Source organism: Aeromonas sp. Lyrl_2, from assembly GCF_051948815.1.
Classification (GTDB): Bacteria; Pseudomonadota; Gammaproteobacteria; order Enterobacterales; family Aeromonadaceae; genus Aeromonas; species Aeromonas veronii.
Genome location: NZ_JAYJLJ010000004.1, coordinates 176,678 through 193,892 on the forward strand (window position 1 = coordinate 176,678; position 17,215 = coordinate 193,892).

Annotated in this window: 16 protein-coding genes; 11 read left to right on the forward strand and 5 right to left on the reverse strand. The window is 60.2% G+C overall.

What is annotated here, in order from left to right:
• Positions 1–91 precede the first annotated feature (91 nt).
• On the reverse strand, positions 92–1,342 hold the full coding sequence (gene lysA, locus VF684_RS05150) for a diaminopimelate decarboxylase (RefSeq protein WP_064335261.1): 1,251 nt from the start codon (positions 1,340–1,342) through the stop codon (positions 92–94).
• Between the two features lie 32 nt (positions 1,343–1,374).
• Positions 1,375–1,551: an LPS translocon maturation chaperone LptM gene (gene lptM, locus VF684_RS05155; RefSeq protein WP_139440308.1), complete on the reverse strand. Its 177-nt coding sequence runs from the start codon at positions 1,549–1,551 to the stop codon at positions 1,375–1,377.
• Positions 1,552–1,624: 73 nt separating this feature from the next.
• Between lptM and cyaY the strand changes: the two genes are divergently transcribed.
• Positions 1,625–1,939: an iron donor protein CyaY gene (cyaY, locus tag VF684_RS05160; RefSeq protein ID WP_139440309.1), complete on the forward strand. Its 315-nt coding sequence runs from the start codon at positions 1,625–1,627 to the stop codon at positions 1,937–1,939.
• Positions 1,936–2,589, forward strand: a complete 654-nt coding sequence (locus VF684_RS05165) for an alpha/beta hydrolase (RefSeq protein ID WP_139440310.1) — start codon at positions 1,936–1,938, stop codon at positions 2,587–2,589. The genes cyaY and VF684_RS05165 overlap by 4 nt, the downstream gene beginning before the upstream one ends.
• 66 nt (positions 2,590–2,655) lie before the next feature.
• On the opposite strand, the gene VF684_RS05170 is transcribed toward VF684_RS05165, so the two are convergent.
• Positions 2,656–5,175, reverse strand: a complete 2,520-nt coding sequence (locus VF684_RS05170; protein WP_021231823.1) for a class I adenylate cyclase — start codon at positions 5,173–5,175, stop codon at positions 2,656–2,658.
• Positions 5,176–5,498: 323 nt separating this feature from the next.
• Between VF684_RS05170 and hemC the strand changes: the two genes are divergently transcribed.
• From hemC to VF684_RS05190, 4 genes are read left to right on the forward strand one after another with little or no spacing between them, the layout of a single operon-like run.
• Positions 5,499–6,428, forward strand: coding sequence for a hydroxymethylbilane synthase (hemC, locus tag VF684_RS05175; RefSeq protein WP_139440358.1), 930 nt, complete (start codon positions 5,499–5,501; stop codon positions 6,426–6,428).
• Positions 6,425–7,159 carry a uroporphyrinogen-III synthase gene (locus tag VF684_RS05180; protein WP_440173867.1) on the forward strand — a complete coding sequence of 245 codons (735 nt, stop codon included), beginning with the start codon at positions 6,425–6,427 and terminating at the stop codon, positions 7,157–7,159. Before hemC ends, VF684_RS05180 begins: the two co-directional genes overlap by 4 nt.
• Positions 7,156–8,205 (forward strand): uroporphyrinogen-III C-methyltransferase, encoded by a 1,050-nt coding sequence (locus tag VF684_RS05185; protein ID WP_076495577.1) that lies wholly within the window; start codon positions 7,156–7,158, stop codon positions 8,203–8,205. Before VF684_RS05180 ends, VF684_RS05185 begins: the two co-directional genes overlap by 4 nt.
• Positions 8,206–8,215: 10 nt before the next feature.
• A complete protein-coding gene (locus VF684_RS05190; protein WP_113740243.1) occupies positions 8,216–9,379 on the forward strand; it encodes a heme biosynthesis HemY N-terminal domain-containing protein in 1,164 nt (387 codons plus the stop codon).
• A 70-nt stretch (positions 9,380–9,449) separates the two neighbouring features.
• On the opposite strand, the gene VF684_RS05195 is transcribed toward VF684_RS05190, so the two are convergent.
• Positions 9,450–9,701 (reverse strand): YkgJ family cysteine cluster protein, encoded by a 252-nt coding sequence (locus VF684_RS05195; RefSeq protein ID WP_005336384.1) that lies wholly within the window; start codon positions 9,699–9,701, stop codon positions 9,450–9,452.
• 134 nt (positions 9,702–9,835) lie between these two features.
• Positions 9,836–10,846 (reverse strand): class II fructose-bisphosphatase, encoded by a 1,011-nt coding sequence (gene glpX, locus VF684_RS05200; RefSeq protein WP_005336386.1) that lies wholly within the window; start codon positions 10,844–10,846, stop codon positions 9,836–9,838.
• A 221-nt stretch (positions 10,847–11,067) separates the two neighbouring features.
• Here glpX and VF684_RS05205 point away from each other — a divergent pair, with 221 nt between their 5' ends.
• The 5 genes from VF684_RS05205 to pbpG all read left to right on the forward strand — a co-directional run bounded on the left by VF684_RS05205 (position 11,068) and on the right by pbpG (position 17,150).
• Positions 11,068–12,123, forward strand: a complete 1,056-nt coding sequence (locus VF684_RS05205) for a porin (RefSeq protein WP_440173869.1) — start codon at positions 11,068–11,070, stop codon at positions 12,121–12,123.
• A 120-nt stretch (positions 12,124–12,243) separates the two neighbouring features.
• The gene (locus VF684_RS05210; RefSeq protein WP_128834413.1) at positions 12,244–13,164 is read left to right on the forward strand and encodes an ABC transporter substrate-binding protein; all 921 of its coding nucleotides are present in this window, start codon (positions 12,244–12,246) and stop codon (positions 13,162–13,164) included.
• A 70-nt stretch (positions 13,165–13,234) separates the two neighbouring features.
• A complete protein-coding gene (locus VF684_RS05215; protein WP_201998022.1) occupies positions 13,235–14,077 on the forward strand; it encodes a DMT family transporter in 843 nt (280 codons plus the stop codon).
• A 435-nt stretch (positions 14,078–14,512) separates the two neighbouring features.
• Positions 14,513–15,979: a glutamate/gamma-aminobutyrate family transporter YjeM gene (gene yjeM, locus VF684_RS05220; RefSeq protein WP_064341782.1), complete on the forward strand. Its 1,467-nt coding sequence runs from the start codon at positions 14,513–14,515 to the stop codon at positions 15,977–15,979.
• A gap of 259 nt (positions 15,980–16,238) precedes the next feature.
• A complete protein-coding gene (pbpG, locus tag VF684_RS05225) occupies positions 16,239–17,150 on the forward strand; it encodes a D-alanyl-D-alanine endopeptidase (protein WP_139428262.1) in 912 nt (303 codons plus the stop codon).
• Positions 17,151–17,215 lie beyond the last annotated feature (65 nt).

A 17,215-nucleotide genomic window follows, 5' to 3' on the forward strand; every position in this document is an offset into this window, starting at 1 on the left:
CCAAAGCCCCATGCATCCTGGAACAATCTATCCACATCGTGCATTCCTGTGCTGTCAGGGCTGTAAAATTCTGTCGTCTCTATCTACTGCATCAGGGCAGCAGGTGCTCACCGCGCCAGAGATCGGCCAACTGCTCACGCTCGCGGATCAGGTGCGCCTCGGCACCATCCACCAGCACTTCGGCTGCCCGCGGACGGGTGTTGTAGTTGGATGACATGGTAAAGCCGTAGGCACCGGCCGAACGCACCGCCAGCAGCGACCCCTCGGCAATCGCCAGGGTGCGCTCCTTGCCGAGGAAGTCACCGGTCTCGCACACCGGGCCCACCACGTCATAGAGCGCGGGAGCATGGCCGGCACGACTATCCACTTCGATGATGTTCATCCAGGCGCCGTAGAGCGAGGGGCGCAGCATGTCGTTCATGCCGGCATCGATCAGCGCGAAGTTGCGGGTCTCGCCCGGCTTCAGGTACTCGACCCGGGTCAGCAGCACACCGGCATTGGCGACGATGGCACGGCCCGGCTCGAACAGCAGGGTCAGATCCCGGCCCGCCAGCTTCTGCTTGAGCGCTTCGGCATACTCGGTCGGATGGGGTGGCTGCTCGGAACCGTAGTTGACCCCAAGGCCGCCCCCCACGTCCAGATGGTGGATATGAATGCCTTCTGCAGCCAGACCGTCGATCAGCCGCAGCAACTTGTCAGCCGCTTCCATAAAGGGATTCAATTCAGTGAGTTGCGAGCCGATATGGCAATCTACCCCGACGATCTCGATGTTCGCCATCGCGGCCGCCTTGCGATAGATGGCTGGCGCCAGCTCGATGGGAATGCCGAACTTGTTCTGCTTGAGGCCAGTGGAGATATAGGGGTGAGTACCGGCATCGATATCCGGATTGACCCGAACCGAGACGCGAGCCTTCTTGCCCATACTGCCCGCCACCCGATTGAGGCGCTCCAGCTCGGCCTCCGACTCCAGATTGAAGCAGAGGATCTCTTTATCCAGCGCCAGGCGCATCTCCGCTTCACTCTTGGCCACGCCTGAAAAGACCACCTTGGCCGGATCACCGCCCGCCGCAAGAACCCGCGACAGCTCGCCACCGGAGACGATGTCAAACCCCGAGCCCAGACGGGCCAGCAGGTTGAGCAGCGCCAGATTGGAGTTGGCCTTCACCGCATAGCAGATCAGATGGGGAATATCGCCAGCAGCCTTGTCGAAGGCGTGCCAGTGGCGCTCGAGGGTCGCACGGGAGTAGACGTAAAGCGGGGTACCGTACTGCTCGGCAAGCTGTTGCAGCGAGGTTTGCTCGGCCTGAAGCTGGCCGTCGGCGTCGTAGTTAAAGTGATCCAAGGGGGCGGTTCCTTCCTAGAATGGGTGCGGCATTAGTGCGGCGCGGCCTCGGTGGCAGCCTCAGTGATCGCAGGCGGTGCTGCTTGCGGTGTACTCTGGCTCTGTGGCTGCTCGGGGGGCGGCATATAGAGCGGCCCCTTCAGACCGCACGCGGCCAATCCGAGGGACAGAAGAGTGGCAAGCAGACACTTGGTGAACTGGGTGATCATAATGGTTCGCTGCGAAAAAATTTTTGGCCCTCTATAATCGCACTCACATTGTTAAAAGCAACAGGATAAACCGATGAAGGATCACGAGTATCACGCCCTGACCGACGCCTTTTTCCAATATGTGGAAGACACGCTCGACGAGGGGTATCCGGATATCGACTGCGAACGCAACGGTGGCGTATTGACCCTCTCTTTCGAGAACAAGACCAAGGTCATCATCAACAAGCAGGAGCCACTGCACCAGATTTGGGTCGCCACCCGCGAGAACGGCTTCCACTTCGAACTGCAGGGTGACATCTGGATCGACAACCGCTTCGGCCACGAGCTCAAGGCGCTGCTGAGCCAATCCTGCACCGCTCAGGCGGGCGAAGAGGTGGTGTTCCCATGATCGACCTGCACCCGCAGGGCGCCAGTCACGCGGTGATCTGGCTGCATGGGCTGGGTGATTCCGGCGCCGGTCTCGCCCCGCTGGTAGACGCGCTGGATCTGCCCGCCGAGCTACCGGTGCGTCACCTGCTGCCGGATGCCCCCGAGCGCCCCATCACTATCAACATGGGCTACAAGATGCGCGGCTGGTACGACATCAAGAGCTTCGAGGATCCCGCCGAGCGGGCCGTGGAGCCCCATGTGCGGGAATCGGCCGACCAGATTGCCGCATTGCTCGGTCAGCTGGTGGCCGACGGGTTTGCCCCCGAGCATATCGTGCTGGCAGGTTTCTCTCAGGGCGGGGTGATTGCCTCCTTCACCGCGCTGCGCTATCAGGCAACGCTGGCGGGCCTGCTCTGCATGTCCACCTATCTGGCAGCCCCCGACAAATTGCTCGGCGAGATGAGCGAGGCTGCTCGCGCCCTGCCCATCTGCTACATGCACGGCATCTACGACGATGTGGTGAGCCTGTCGCTCGGTTGGGATGCCAAGAACCGGCTGGAAAGCGCCGGACTCGCCCCCGAGTGGCACGAGTACCCGATGCGTCATGAGATCTGCCGTCCGCAGCTCGACGACATTCGCAGCTGGCTGCTGGCCCGCCTCGGGGCCTGAGCTACCCCGATAAAGCAAACGGCCTGCATCTGCAGGCCGTTTTTTATGGCGATTCCAACTGACGGGTCAGCCCACTTCTCGAGCGGGCGGCACCTGTTCTCGCAGAGTGCCCTGACTGCGATAGGGGATCACATCCAGCTCGCCATTCACTTGTACTATCTCGTAGTACTGGGGCAGGTTGAAGTTGATGAACTGGCCGTCATCGCTGAACCGCTCGTGATTGGAGGTATAGAAGCGGTTGACCCCCGCCACCAGCTCATCCTTGTTGCCGGCGAAGTGCTGGTAGATCTCCACCCGGTTTGCCTCATCGAGGATATAGATGTTGGTGCCCGCATCACGGGTATCGAAGAAGAACTGCACCAATCCTTCGCTGGCGTAGGCATCGACGATGCTCGGCAGATGCTGGCTGTGGGTCTTGTCGAGCCGCAGCGGCAGGTGATCCAGCTTGTTGTGGGAGATGTGGCGGTAAAAATCGATGGCGTTTTCCAGCTTCTTCACCGACACCCCGCGCCGCTCGAAGAAGATGCCGTACTTCTCGCGGCCAAGGGCCATGGTCTTGACCAGCTGCTGTTTGTCGCGGGCCAGCCGCAGGTCGATACACTCCGCCACCAGGGTCTGGAAGCGGGAGCGCACCAGAGAACGGAAGTGCTGGCTGTAGCAGAACACCTCGATCATCTCGGGGGCGGCGGCATCCTGATGCATCTTGCCGAGGATAGTGGTGAGGGCATCGACCACGGCTTCATCCCCCTGGAAGTGCAGGGTACGGATCTCGCTCCAGGAGTTGCGGTAGACCAGATCCACCGAGCCCACCAGACACTCCTGATTGCGGCCGAACGAGAAGACATCCACGGTATTGGCGTCAAATTCGATCACCTGACCGACCCAGTGGCTGGTCGGGTCCATCTCCAGATTGAGGAAGATGGAGAGCTGGCGGATCTCGCACGGCCGGCTGAGCGCCAGGTTGGTGGCCAGCGGGTACTTCTCGGGGAAGCAGCCGGAGAGATCGCGGCAGAACTGGTGCAGATTGTCGATGTGCAGATCCGAACCCTGATTGAACAGGTGCACCCGCGACTGGGGCGTCAACAGATCGTTGAAGTAGGCCCAGGAGACCAGCTTGCTGATGTAACCGTTGAACTCCAGCGGCGCGCGGCCAATGATGTCCACCGGCTCCAGCGAATGTTTGTAGAGATACCAGCCGGCGCGATTTAGGCGACCGTGCGGCACCTGCACGAAGCTGAGGTCCGGCTCGCTGAGATCCGGCGCAATCTTGAGGTTGATGCGCTGCACCTTGCCCGGCAGGCTCTCGAACGCGGCGTAGAGTTTGCGCGACAGAATGCCGATATCTTCCGGGTTGATCGACTCGCTGATGTTGTTGCGGCGGGCGAACTGGATCAGGTTGCGGTAGCTCTGCATCAGGGCTTCCAGCAGCTCGGCGTGAGCGATCTTCACCTCTTCGATCTTCCACTCGTGGCGATGATCGAGTTGATAGAGTTTGTCCTGACTCCAGCCCCAGTAGGAGACCAGCTGGCTCATCTGCTCGCGGCGCCACTCGGGGGAGTGATCATCCTTGGGATGACTGAGACCGTCGCACACCTTGAGGTAGAAGCAGCGGCGTACCAGATCGAGCCGCGCCATGTCGCCGATGGACTTGAGGTAGTTGGTCACCTTGTCCAGCATCAGACAGTAGTTGTCGAGCCGGTAGTGCATCCCCTCGTTGTGCTGGAACCAGTCGCGACCAATCATCGACAGCAGGCGGGTATTGGGATACTCGTGCGAGTAGGCTTCCATCAGCACCGACTTGAGCACCGCCTTGTAGGGGGAGTCGATCCCCTTGTAGAGCTGCCACAGGGCGGAGCCGAAATACTCTTCGGCCGGAATACGGTCAAAACTGCCTAGATCGAGCCAGTCGTCCTGCTTGAGCTTGCCGCTCTCGAACAGCTCGTTCACATACTCATCGTAGTGATCATCACACTCGGTGGGCACCAGATACCAGATCAAGCGTTTGCCTGCGATACGCATGGCACTGCGGTAGAACTCGTCGAGCAACAGCAGGTGCTGGGCACTGCCGCAGCTCTCCCCCTGCATCTGGGCATCGTTGGTCTGGCGGAACTTGTCTTCCGGGATCAGGAAGAAGTTGAGATCGACCCCGCGCTGTTCGGCCCACTTGGAGAGTTGTTGGCATTTCAGCTCCAGCAGATCGAGCCGCTCCTGCGACAAACCGGCCACGTGGCAGACCCAGATATCAAGATCGGAGTGACAGCACTGGCCGATGGAGGAGGTGCTGCCCATGGAGTAGAGCCCCTGAATGGCTCGATCATGGGTGGCAAGACCACTCTGGCAGTTGGCGTTGCGACAGAGGTCATCGATAAAGGCTTGCTGCTCGGCGGTGGCGCTGAAGCTCCAGATGCCATGAGGGACATCACCGGAGACATAACCGGGCAGCAGGGGATGATTGAAGTGCAGCATGACAGGCAGCAGTTGGAATACCTGCTGCCCATAGCGACTCATGAGGCCTAACGCCCGTTGCGTCTTGAGACGGGTAATGTCGTCATAACGCGCAACCAGCGTATCGATGTGTTCCTGCAATGCCCTGCCTATCACCTAAGTGAAAATGACGCACCAAAAGGGGGATACGTCAAAAAAGTGTGATCATGTTAACAATGCAAACAGCGGTGGTAAACAAGCCTTCAGCTAAACGCCAGATTATTTCTGGTATGACCACATCAAGTATCAGGGGAAATCATTAAATTCCAATACATTCAATGAATTAATCAACACTACTTGCTTAATGAAAATCATTTTCAGCATGCATTTTTGAGCTTGGCCCCGCTTTTGCCGGCTCCGCCATGAAAGCCCGGGCAAAGGGTGGTAATATCGATTTCCTTCTAAAAATGAAACAACTGATTGATATGGCAGCCCGAACCCTGAAAATTGCCACTCGCAAGAGCCCGCTGGCCCTGTGGCAGGCCAACTTTGTCAAAGACCGGCTCGAAGCCCTGCACCCGCAGTTGCAGGTCGAACTGGTGCCCATGAGCACTCAGGGTGACAAGATCCTCGATACCCCGCTGGCCAAAGTGGGCGGCAAGGGATTGTTCGTCAAGGAGCTGGAGACCGCCATGCTGGAAGGACGGGCCGATATCGCCGTTCACTCCATGAAAGATGTGCCGGTGGAGTTCCCCGAGGGGCTCGGCCTGCACACCATCTGCGAGCGGGAAGATCCCCGCGACGCCTTCGTCTCCAATCGTTTCAAGGCCATTGCCGAACTGCCGCAAGGGGCCGTGGTCGGCACCTCCAGCCTGCGCCGCCAGTGCCAGCTGCGCGCCGCCCGCCCGGATCTGGTGATCCGCGACCTGCGTGGCAACGTCAACACCCGCCTCGCCAAGCTGGATGCCGGTGAGTACGACGCCATCATCCTCGCCGCCGCCGGTCTGAAACGACTGGAGATGGCGCACCGCATCACCGCCTTTATCGAGCCGGAGCAGAGTCTGCCCGCCAACGGTCAGGGGGCTGTCGGCATCGAATGCCGCCTCGACGACGTTGAGCTGCACGCTCTGCTGGCGCCGCTGGAGCACGCCGAGACCCGCGCCCGGGTGCTGACCGAGCGCGCCATGAACCGCGCTCTGCAAGGGGGATGTCAGGTGCCTATCGGTGCCTACGCACTGGTCGAAAGCGAGCAGATCTGGCTGCGCGGTCTGGTGGGCAGCCCGGATGGCAGCCGGGTAATCCGTGACGAGATCCGCGGCTCGCTGGCCGATGGTGAGGCCCTCGGCGAGCAACTGGCCCAGCGCCTGCTGGCCGCCGGTGCCGACGAGATCCTGGCCGAGGTCTACCGCGCATGACCCCGCTGGTGGTGCGTCCGGCCGCCCAGGCCGCCGAGCTGGTGCAGTTGCTGCGCCAGCACGGTCATGCACCACTCTGCTGCCCGCTGCTGGAAACCGTGGCGGGCAGTGAACTCCCTCTCCTGCCCGACCTGTTGCGCAGTGCTGACGCGGTTATCGCCGTCAGCATCCATGCCGTTCATTTTGCACACGATTTTCTGTTGCAAACTGGTCAGACCTGGCCACATATTGAGTACTTTGCGGTGGGTCAGGCCAGCGCAGATGCGTTTGCAGCCATCGGCATCACGGCAAGTTGCCCGGATGACCCGCGCAGCGAAGGGCTGCTGGCCCTGCCCGCCCTGCAGCAGATAGCAGGCAAACGGGTACTGATCCTGCGGGGCAATGGCGGGCGGGATCTCATCGCCAGCACGCTGGCCTCACGCGGTGCTCTGATGCACTATTGTGCGGCCTATGAGCGCCACTACCCCGAGCTGGACGGGGACACATTGACCCACCACTGGCAGGCAGCGGGGCTGGACAGCCTGCTCATTACCAGTGGTGAACTGCTGCAACGGCTGCTGGAACTGGTTCCCGACCACCAGCGGCCCTGGCTTTTTGACCGCCTGCTGGTGGTCCCCAGCCCGCGCGTGGCCGAGATGGCCAGTGCTGCGGGCTTTATCCATATCACGATTGCCCAAGGTGCATCCAACCAGGCCCTGACGGCCGCACTGGAACTGAGGAAGATGGAATGACAGAACAACAAGAATCCCAGGTCAAACCCCAGCCGACCGCTGTGGTCAATGGCAGCAAGAGCCGCTCCGGTGCCGTACTGGGAGGGGTCGCCATCCTGCTGGCCCTTGGCCTGACCGGCGGTCTCTATCTGCACGGTCACAAGAATGCCGTGGCCCAGCAGGCTGAACTGGCCCAGCTCAAGCAGCAGCTGGCCAGCGCCCTGAGCAAGATCGACCAGACCAGCAGCAAGGATGCCGAGCAGCTGGCCGCGCTGGATCAAACCCAGCAGCGCTTGCAGGGGGAGATGCAGGGTCTGCAGAACCGGGTACTGGATCTCAACGACAAACGCCCCAACGACTGGATGCTGGCCGAATCCGAGTATCTGGTACGGATGGCGGGCCGCAAGCTGTGGCTGGAGCATGACCTCGTCTCCGCCATCACCCTGCTCGGCAATGCCGACGAGCGTATCGCAGCCCTCAACGACCCCAGCCTGATGCCGATCCGCAAGGCGCTGGCCGAGGATATCGCCAAGCTCAAGGGGATGCCGCGCATCGACCGCGAGGGACTGACCCTCAAGCTGGCTGCACTGTCCGACCAGATCGAGCTGCTGCCCCTCTCCACCGTCAGCATGCCGGAAGCCAAAGCCGAGCCGGATCAGGCGGTCAGCACCAATCCCGACGAGTGGGAGAGCAACCTGAAGAAGAACTGGGTCAAGTTCACCGAGAACTTCGTCACCATCCGTCGCCGCGATGGCGCGGTCGAGGCGCTGCTCTCGCCGCAGCAGGAGATCTTCCTGCGTGAAAACCTCAAAACCAAGCTGTTGCAGGCCCAGCTCTCCGTCTATCGCGAGCAGCAGGCGCTCTACGAAGACAGCCTGGACAAGGCCCAGCGCTGGCTGACCCAGTATTTCGATACCGACAACAGCGCCACCCGCTACATGCAGGGCGAGATCGACAAGCTCAAGGGTGAGCAGATCCAGATCGACTATCCGGCCCAGTTCAAGACCCAGGCCATGCTGGAGCAGGTGCTGACCGAACGCCTGCAACGCATTCTGGCCAGCAGCTGAGGAGGGCACCATGATCCGTATAATCATTCTGGTTGCCGTGATGGTCGCAGGGCTGATCTTTGGCCCGCAAGCCTCCGGTAACAAGGGCTATGTGCTGATTGCTCTTGGCAATTACACCATCGAATCCTCCGTCACCAGCGCGGTGATCCTGGCCGTGCTGTTCTACGGCGCCCTGCTGATCGTCGAGTGGCTGCTGGGTCGGGTATTCGGCCTGCGCCGCAAGACCCTCGGCTGGTACGGCTCGCGCCGCCGCCGCAAGGCCAATCAACAGACCGTCGCCGCCACCCTGGCAATGGCCGAAGGGCACTACAGTCAGGCTGAAAAGCTGATGATCAAGGGGGCCAGCAACAGCGACACCCCGCTGCTCAACTACCTGAGCGCCGCCAAGGCGGCACAGGCCCGTGGTGACGATGCGCGCCGGGATCAATACCTGCAAAAAGCGCAGGAGGAGAATCCCAAGGCCGAGCTGGCGCTCACCCTGACCCAGACCCAGTTGCAGATCGAGCAGGGCCAGTACGATACCGCGCTGGCGATGCTGGAGTCGGTCTACGCCCTCAACCCGCGCCACCCCATGGTGCTGGATCAGCTGCGCCAGGTGCATCTGGCCCGTCAGGACTGGAGCGCTCTGTGCGACCTTATCCCCAGCCTGCACAAGGTGGGCAAGCTGACCCCGAAACAGGAAGAAGATCTGCTGCAACAGGCCTGGTGTGGTCGTCTGCAACAGGCTGCCAGCAGCCTCGAGACCCTCAAGGCGGTATGGCAGGATCTGCCGCGCAAGCTGCGCCTTGAGCCAGAACTACTGGCCTGCTACGGCGATCTGCTGCGCCAGCTGGGTGCCGACGGCGAGGCCGCCACCCTGTGGCAGGAAGCGCTGCGCAAACAGCCGATGCCGCAGTTGCTGGCTCGCCTGCCCAAGCTGAAACTCGACAGCTACCAGCCGCTGCTGACGCTGCTGCAAAAACAGCAGGGGCAACCGGAGGTGGACACCGCACTGGCCCAGCTCTATCTGCTGGCCGGTCAGCTGGACGATGCCCAGAAGCTGCTGGAGCAGGAGGTGGAGCGGGCGCCGAGCGCCGCCGCCTATCACGCTCTCGGCCAGCTGATGGACAAACGCCGCCTCACCAACAAGGCCAACGAGTACTATCGTCAGGCACTGGAACTGGCGGGAGTCTGATCCCCGGCAAACAGAAACGCGAGAGGCCGCATGATGCGGCCTCTTTTTTTATCTCTTCGCCCTGCCCTCGTCAGGTGGTGAGCCGCTCCAGCTCGCCGATCAGCCAGATAGCCTCGGCACGGTGGCTGCCGCACACATCCATCATGGGGCGAAAACCGCCGCACACCGCCGGCCGCTCCGGTTGACCGAAGATCTTGCAGCCAAGGGCGCTATCGAGCTGGATACAGGGGACGCCAGCCGGTTTGCCATCTGGCATACCGGGAATGGCACTGCTGATACTGGGGGCGATGCAACAGGCAGCGCAGCCGCTACGACACTCCATAGACTCCACTCCTTTGGGATGGTCTGAGCCACCATAGCCGAAGCGGCGGCACAAACGTAGCTGGCGCACAAGAAAAAGCCCGACCGCACGGGCGATCAGGCTTCAGACAACACAGCCGGTTCAGCGAGCCATCATCACAGGATGATATCGCGCACCACGCTGTCTTTGCGCTCAAGGTAATGGATCGACTTGATACGACGAATGGTGCGGGATTTACCACGGATCAACAGAGTCTCGGTGGTCGCCATCACGCCATCGCTGGTGATGCCGTCCAGCAGATCACCCTTGGTAATGCCGGTAGCGGAGAAGATGACGTTGTCATTCTTCGCCATGTCTTCCAGCTTGAGCACCTTGTTCACATCGATGCCCAGCGCTTCGCAGCGGGCAATTTCCTGCTCGCCCAGCGCACGCACTTCCGGGCTGTCGCCCTTGACGCGGTGACGCGGCACCAGACGGGCCTGCATGTCGCCATCCAGCGCGCGGATCACCGCCGCGGAGATCACCCCTTCCGGTGCGCCGCCGATGCCATACAGCATGTCGACTTCGCTGTCCGGCAGACAGGTGAGGATGGAGGCGGCAACGTCACCATCAGGAATGGCGAACACCCGCACGCCCAGACCCTGCATCTCCTTGATTGCCTTGTCATGACGCGGCTTGGCCAGGGTAATCACGGTCAGACGGGAGAGCGGCTTGCCCAGCGCCTTGGCCACGGACTTCAGGTTCAGCTCGAGAGCCTGATCCAGGTCGATGGCGCCTTTGGCCTTGGGGCCGACGATCAGCTTTTCCATGTACATATCAGGCGCTTTCAGGAAAGAACCCTTGTCGCCCACCGCCAGCACGGCCAGCGCGTTGGCCTGACCCATGGCAGTCATGCGGGTACCCTCGATGGGATCGACCGCGATATCCACCGCGTCGCCGTGTCCGGTACCAACCTTCTCGCCGATATAGAGCATCGGCGCTTCATCAATTTCACCTTCGCCGATCACAATCTCACCATCGATCTCGATCTGGTTGAGAATGTGGCGCATGGCCGCTACGGCCGCCCCATCAGCGATATTCTTGTCACCACGTCCGAGCCACTTGTAGCCAGCCAGTGCAGCCGCTTCCGTCACTCGGGAAAACTCGATTGCCAGTTCACGTCTCATCGCATATCCAACCTATGGAGCTCGAAAACGGGCGGCATTCTACCACAAGGGCAAACCTTTGCGCACAAAAGTAGCCGCTGCGAGCAAGAATGTAGCCAATTCATCCAATTGCAACCCAATTGCCATCGACTCTTCATCCAACTGTCACCCCGCTGTCATCCCCGCTGCCTAGCATGACCCCGTTTTCAAAACAAAAGCTTGCAACACCACAAGGGATTAAGATGAAAAAGCTGACTGTAGTGGCACTGGCTCTCACCGCAGCCTTCCAGGCTCAAGCCGTTGAAGTGTACAAAAATGACACCTCCATGCTGGATCTCTATGGCCGTATCTACGCTGGCCACTTCTTTGGTGACAAGAAGGAACTGGATGCCAGCGGCAAACCGAAAAGCGAATACAGCGACAAACAGGGTGCCAACCAGTTTGTCCGTTTCGGCGCCAAGGCCGAGACCCAGATCCAGAGCGGCCTGAAGGCTCTGGCTCAGTACGAAGTACAGATGTATATCAATGACAGCGAGAAGGCCATCAGCGAGAACTCCGACAACCTGCGCACCCGTCTGGCGTTCGCCGGTGTCGGCGCTGACTGGGGCACCGTGACCTTCGGTCGCCAAAAAGGGGCCCCGGGTTTCCTAGCCGACTGGACTGATGTTTCCCTCTCCGACGGCTACGGCAACGAAGCGCTGGGCGCCAAGACCGACACCTTCGCCACCAACCGCGCCGGTTCCGTGCTGAAATACTCCGGCCTGTTCAATGGCTTCCAGCTCGACACCAGCTACAAGTTCGACGGTGGTGACACCGAAGAGACCACCAGCAAGGATAGCGACGCCGCCTACGGTGCTGCCGTGGCCTATACCTTCCCGTTCAACCTGTCACTGGGTACCGCCTACAACGTCGGTATCCGCGACAAGAGCGGTGAAGAAGATGCCAAGCTGTGGCTGATCTCCGCCAAGTTCGACAACAAGGCCGCCTACGCCGCCCTGAGCTATGCCGATGGCAGCGACTTCCTTGCGACCGGCACTGATCACACCGGTTGGGAAGCCGCGCTGGGCTACAACTTCGAGAACGGCTTCGGTCTGATGGCCCTGTGGAACAAGCAGGAGCAGGACAAGGCTGGCATCAAGAAAGACAACGTGGACTACTACACCCTGGGTGCCCAGTACAAATTCAACAAGAACCTGCGGGTGATTGGCGAGTACCGTATCAACAATCTGGACAGCAAGGAGAGCGGCAAGCTCAACGTCAAGGATGACTTCCAGCTGGCTGCCCGCTACGACTTCTAATCGAGGTTTTGCGGATCCCCAAAGCGCGATGGCTTGCCATCGCGCTTTTTGCTGGGCGTCGTTCACGACCGGAGAAAGTGGCCTAGGCTCAACAGTAGATGTATCGCCGGAGAGATGATCATGGTCAGGCTGCCTTTCGTCCTGCTGTTGCTGCTGGCTCTTCCCGCTCACGCCCTCTCTATCGCCATGGTGCTGTGGCGCGGTGAAACCGCAGCCGAAGCGGGCTTTCGGGCAGAGCTGACCCGTCTTGGCTATCAGGCCACCATCACCACCTATAACGCCGATCAGGATCGTACGGCGCTGGCAACCATGCTGCGCCAGCAGATGCTGCCGAAACTGGCCGAATACGACTACATCTACACTTTTGGCACCACCGCCACCACCATGACCAAGAGTCTGGTGGCCAACCGCAAGCCACTGATTTTCAATGTGGTTTCCGATCCGGTCGGGGCAGACATCCTCTCGGAAGACAAAGCCCAGAACAGCATGGTGGCTGGGGTGAGCAACATGGTGCCGATGGCGCTGCAACTGGCCAACGCCAGCGAGCACCTGGCCACCGGAAAACGGCTGCTGCTACCCTTCAACCCCCGTGAGCAGAACACCCTGCTGGTGGCCGATATGTTGCTCAATGAAGCGAAACGCTACCAGTGGCAGATGGTCACCTGGCGAATGGCCCCTGACCCACGGCGGCTGGACAACGAACTGAAGCGTCTGCAACAGGATGCCAAAAACGACATCGTCTTTCTGGCCGCAGACAGCTATCTGCTCTCCATCGCCCCCCGTTTGCTGAATGCGCTCAACGAAGCTGCCATCCCTACCATCTGCAGTGCCGAGCTGTTCGTCGAGCACGGCTGCAGCGTTGGCACCATCAGCAGCTACGAAGCACTGGGCAAGATGGCCGCCGGGATCATCCACCGCCACCAGCAGGGAACAGCACTGCAGGATATACCGCTGCAGACCGATCCCCATCCCAAACTGGTGCTGGGGCAGCTGGGTAACGCCACCACGCAGGAGGCGAGCCCCGAAAAGCCGAAGCCTTGATAAAGATCTCGGCCAATCAGGCTCCGGGCGGGTATGCTGTTGACCCCCATCGCCCGAGAGCCCTTTCCCCATGAGCACCACCGTCTTTTTTGCCGTTCTGCTGGCAGCCCTGCTTCACGCCAGCTGGAATGCGCTGGTCAAAATTGGCGAAGAGCGGTTGGTGGGGGTGTCACTGGTGGCGATCTTCTCAGGGCTTATCGCCGCTGTGGCGCTGCTGCCAATGGGGCTTCCCTCTGCTGCCGAGCTGCCCTGGCTCGGCCTCTCAGTCCTGCTCCATATCGGTTACAGCCTGTTTCTCAGCCATGCCTACAATCAGGGCGATTTTGGCCAGATCTATCCGCTGGCCCGTGGCAGTGCCCCACTGCTCGCCATGGCGTTAAGTGCCCTGCTGCTGGGGGACTACCCCGGTTACGGCGGCATCATCGGCGCCTGCGTGCTGATCATGGGGGTCTTGCTGATGGCCTGGCGAGGCGGGCAGCAGCGCCTTGACAGCAAAGCGGTTCGGGCGGCACTGATCACGGCCATGTTCACGGCGACCTATACCCTCTCGGATGGAGCCGGCGCCCGCGCAGGGGGTGAACCGGTACGCTACACCCTCTGGCTCTTTGCCTGTACCGGGCTGGCGATGCTGCTGGTGCTGATCGTCCACCAGAAACGCAACGCATGGCGCCAGATCCGTCGCCATGCGATGGCGGGAATAGCAGGAGGTGCCATGTCACTGCTCGCCTACGGAATTGTTATCTGGGCCATGACCCAAGCCCCCATTGGCGTGGTCGCAGCGCTGCGTGAAAGCAGTGTGCTGTTTGCCATGCTGCTCTCGGTTTGGCTGCTGAAAGAGCCGCTCGGGCGCATGCGGCTGACGGCGGCTGCCATTATTACCGGCGGCGTGCTGCTGACCCGGCTGGGAGGATAAGCGCTGTCGCCATTGGTGCGTATTTATCAGGCAGGATGGCGTAATTCACTCCGCCAAATATGCCGAATACCAATAATGGAAATAAGTGTCGGCCCGGGCGTAAATGTTTACATCCGCAACGTATCAATTAACTGGCAGGTCTGTTTATTTCAACCACAGCTTCATTCGGGAAACTTACCTGCCCAGCAGCATTAATGATAAAATCGTTCACAGTTAATTTTCGGCAACGCTGACCAATACCGCGCATGGCACAGACCATGCCGCTCCGCCCATACATTCATTGACCGCCTGACGGGTAAGCCAGCCCGGTCAGAGATGACCCGATCGCGCCCGCCACAGCAGGATGGCATGGCGCTACCGCGTTATTAATGGGTCCGGTTTCGTCTGTTTAATTTTTGATTATTTTAAATCCAGCACCATCAGGGAGTTTTTAATATGTCAGCAAAAAAGCTGAAGTTGGGCGCCTTTATATTGATGATATTAACATCGGTATTTGGCGTCACTAATATCGGGATCGGTTTTTACCGAATGGGATATGCCGCCATTCCGATGTTCGTGATCGGCGGTCTGTTTTTCTTCATCCCGTTCATTTTGATGATGATCGAATTCGGCACCGGCTTTCGCAAAGAGGCGGGCGGCATCTTTACCTGGATGCGCCACTCGGTCTCGACCCGATTCGCCTTTATCGGTCTGACCATGTGGTTCGCCTCTTACGTCATCTGGATGTTTGGCAAGGCGCTCTCCATGTGGGTGCCCCTCTCCTTCATGCTGTTTGGCCGCGACATCACCGTCATCCCGGTCACCCTGGGCACCGGCATCGACTTTGGCCCCTTTATTCTGGGTGTGGTCGCCATCGCGCTGGTTGCCACCGTCACCAAGCTCATCACTCTGGGCAGCGCCCGCTTCGCCAAAGTCGCGGCCATCGGCGGCCTCTCCGTAGTGGCGCTCAACGTGTTGCTGCTGGTCGGCGGCGTCTTCACCTTCGCGGTGAGCGGCATGACTCTGCAGGAGCCCTTCACCCAGGCATCGCTGACTGCCTCTCCCAATGCCGCTTTCAACGACATCATCCCCTTCCTCGGCTTTATGGTGTTCGCCATCTTCGCCTACGGCGGGGTCGAGGCGATGGCCGGAGTGGCTGACGAGCTGGAAGATCCCGAGCGTGACCTCAAGCGCGGCATCTTCCTCTCCGGCGCCTTCATCGTACTCTGCTACATCATCGGCTTTCTGGCGGTCGGCTCAATCATGCGCTGGAGCGACTTCCCGGCCGAGGGGATCACCTCTCTCTCCGCCCTCTTCATCATCATGCTGGAGCTGGGGCGCCATCTCGGTGGCGAGTGGCTTGGACAGGTGCTCATGCGCTTTGCCGGATTGGGCATGTTTCTGAGCTATCTGGGTGCCTTTATCGCCCTCTCCTACGCGCCACTGCGCCAGTTCATCACCGGCACCCCGAGTTACTTCTGGCCGGAGCGTTTCCAGCGCGAGAACGAGAATGGCGTGCGGATTGAAGCCCTCAAGGTGCAAGCCTGGGTGGTCTGTCTGTTCATTGCCGCCAAGTCCATCTTTACCCTGATCAACCCGGAAGGGGCCGCCGCCCTCTATGAGCTGATCATCACCATGACCAACGTCGGCATGACCCTGCCCTATATGTTCCTCATCTACGCCTGGTATCGCTATCGCAACAACCCGGCGCTGGGCAAGGATCTGATCTTCTTCAAGAGCGCAGGCTCGGTACTGCTGGCCACCATCATCAGCCTGATCCTGGTCGCCTTCGGCAACGTCTTTACCGTGGTGGCCCCCTTTATCTCCGGCGATATCTCCACCGGCGTCTGGACCATCATTGGCCCGCTGCTGTTCGTGGTGATCGCCATGCGCTTCAAGATCAAGCAGGAAGATGCCCACTAAACGGTAAGCAATGCTCCATGCCAATCGGGACTGTTCTGGTCCCGATTTTTTTAGTGCCGGCTTCCGCTCGCCATCACGACCAGTCCATAGTTTCAATGCAAGAAAGGACTCTATGGAGACCTCTTTTACGCTCTCCTCGCCGTCAGAGCGCGCTCAACGCCGTAAATTATCAATATCAAGGTGAGAATGATTGTGAAGCGCCAGTTCACGACATATAACTTAGCGAGATATCCCTGTATTTCGTCCGGTAGAGCTGATCATGATGATGCGTTCCCTCCTTCCCCTGTTGCTTGGCGCAGTAATGCTGCCGGCCACTATGGACAGTGCCCATGCCAACCCCTTTTCCGCCAACAGCAAGAGCAGCAGCGGCTTTCTCGAGCGACGGGATGTGCCCAACCTCAGCTCGGCTGCCTTCGTGGTAGCCAACCACAGAACCGGCGAGGTGATCTCCGAGCGCAACGGCAACCGGGTAATGCCCATCGCCTCACTCACCAAGCTGATGACGGCGCTGGTGGTGCTGGATGCCAACCTGCGGCTCAACGAAATGCTCACCGTGACCAATGCCGACATCGACCGCATCAAGGGAACCGGCTCCCGCCTGGCGATAGGTTCCAGGCTCAGCCGCGCCGAAATGCTCCATATCGCCCTGATGTCCTCTGAAAACCGCGCCGCCTCGGCGCTGGCCCGCCACTATCCCGGCGGCCAGCGCGCCTTCGTCGAGGCGATGAACGCCAAAGCCCGCATGCTGGGGATGTGGAATACCCGCTACGCCGACAGTACCGGGCTCAACCCGCGCAATGTCTCCACCGCGCAGGATCTCGCCAAACTCGCCGCCGCAGCGGCCTCCTATCCGCTGATCCGCCAATATTCCACCGACGAGCAGAGCTATGTGCGCACCAACAAGCGTCAGCTGCACTACCTCAACTCCAACCGGCTGATCCGCGAAGGGCAATGGGAGTTCACCCTCTCCAAGACCGGCTATATCCGCGAAGCGGGCCGCTGTCTGGTGCTGGGCACCAAGGTCAATCGTGAGCCGGTGATCATGGTGCTGCTCAATGCCGAGACCACCAACGATCGGGTCGCCGACGCCAAGCGGATCAAAACCTGGCTGGAGAGCTCGGGCAGAACCACCCTTGCAGCCAACCAGAGCAGCATGCTGACTCACCAGTAAGCTCGAGATCCCCAACCAAGCGAGGCGCCAGCCTCGCTTTTTTTATCTGCATGAGCGCGCCCTAA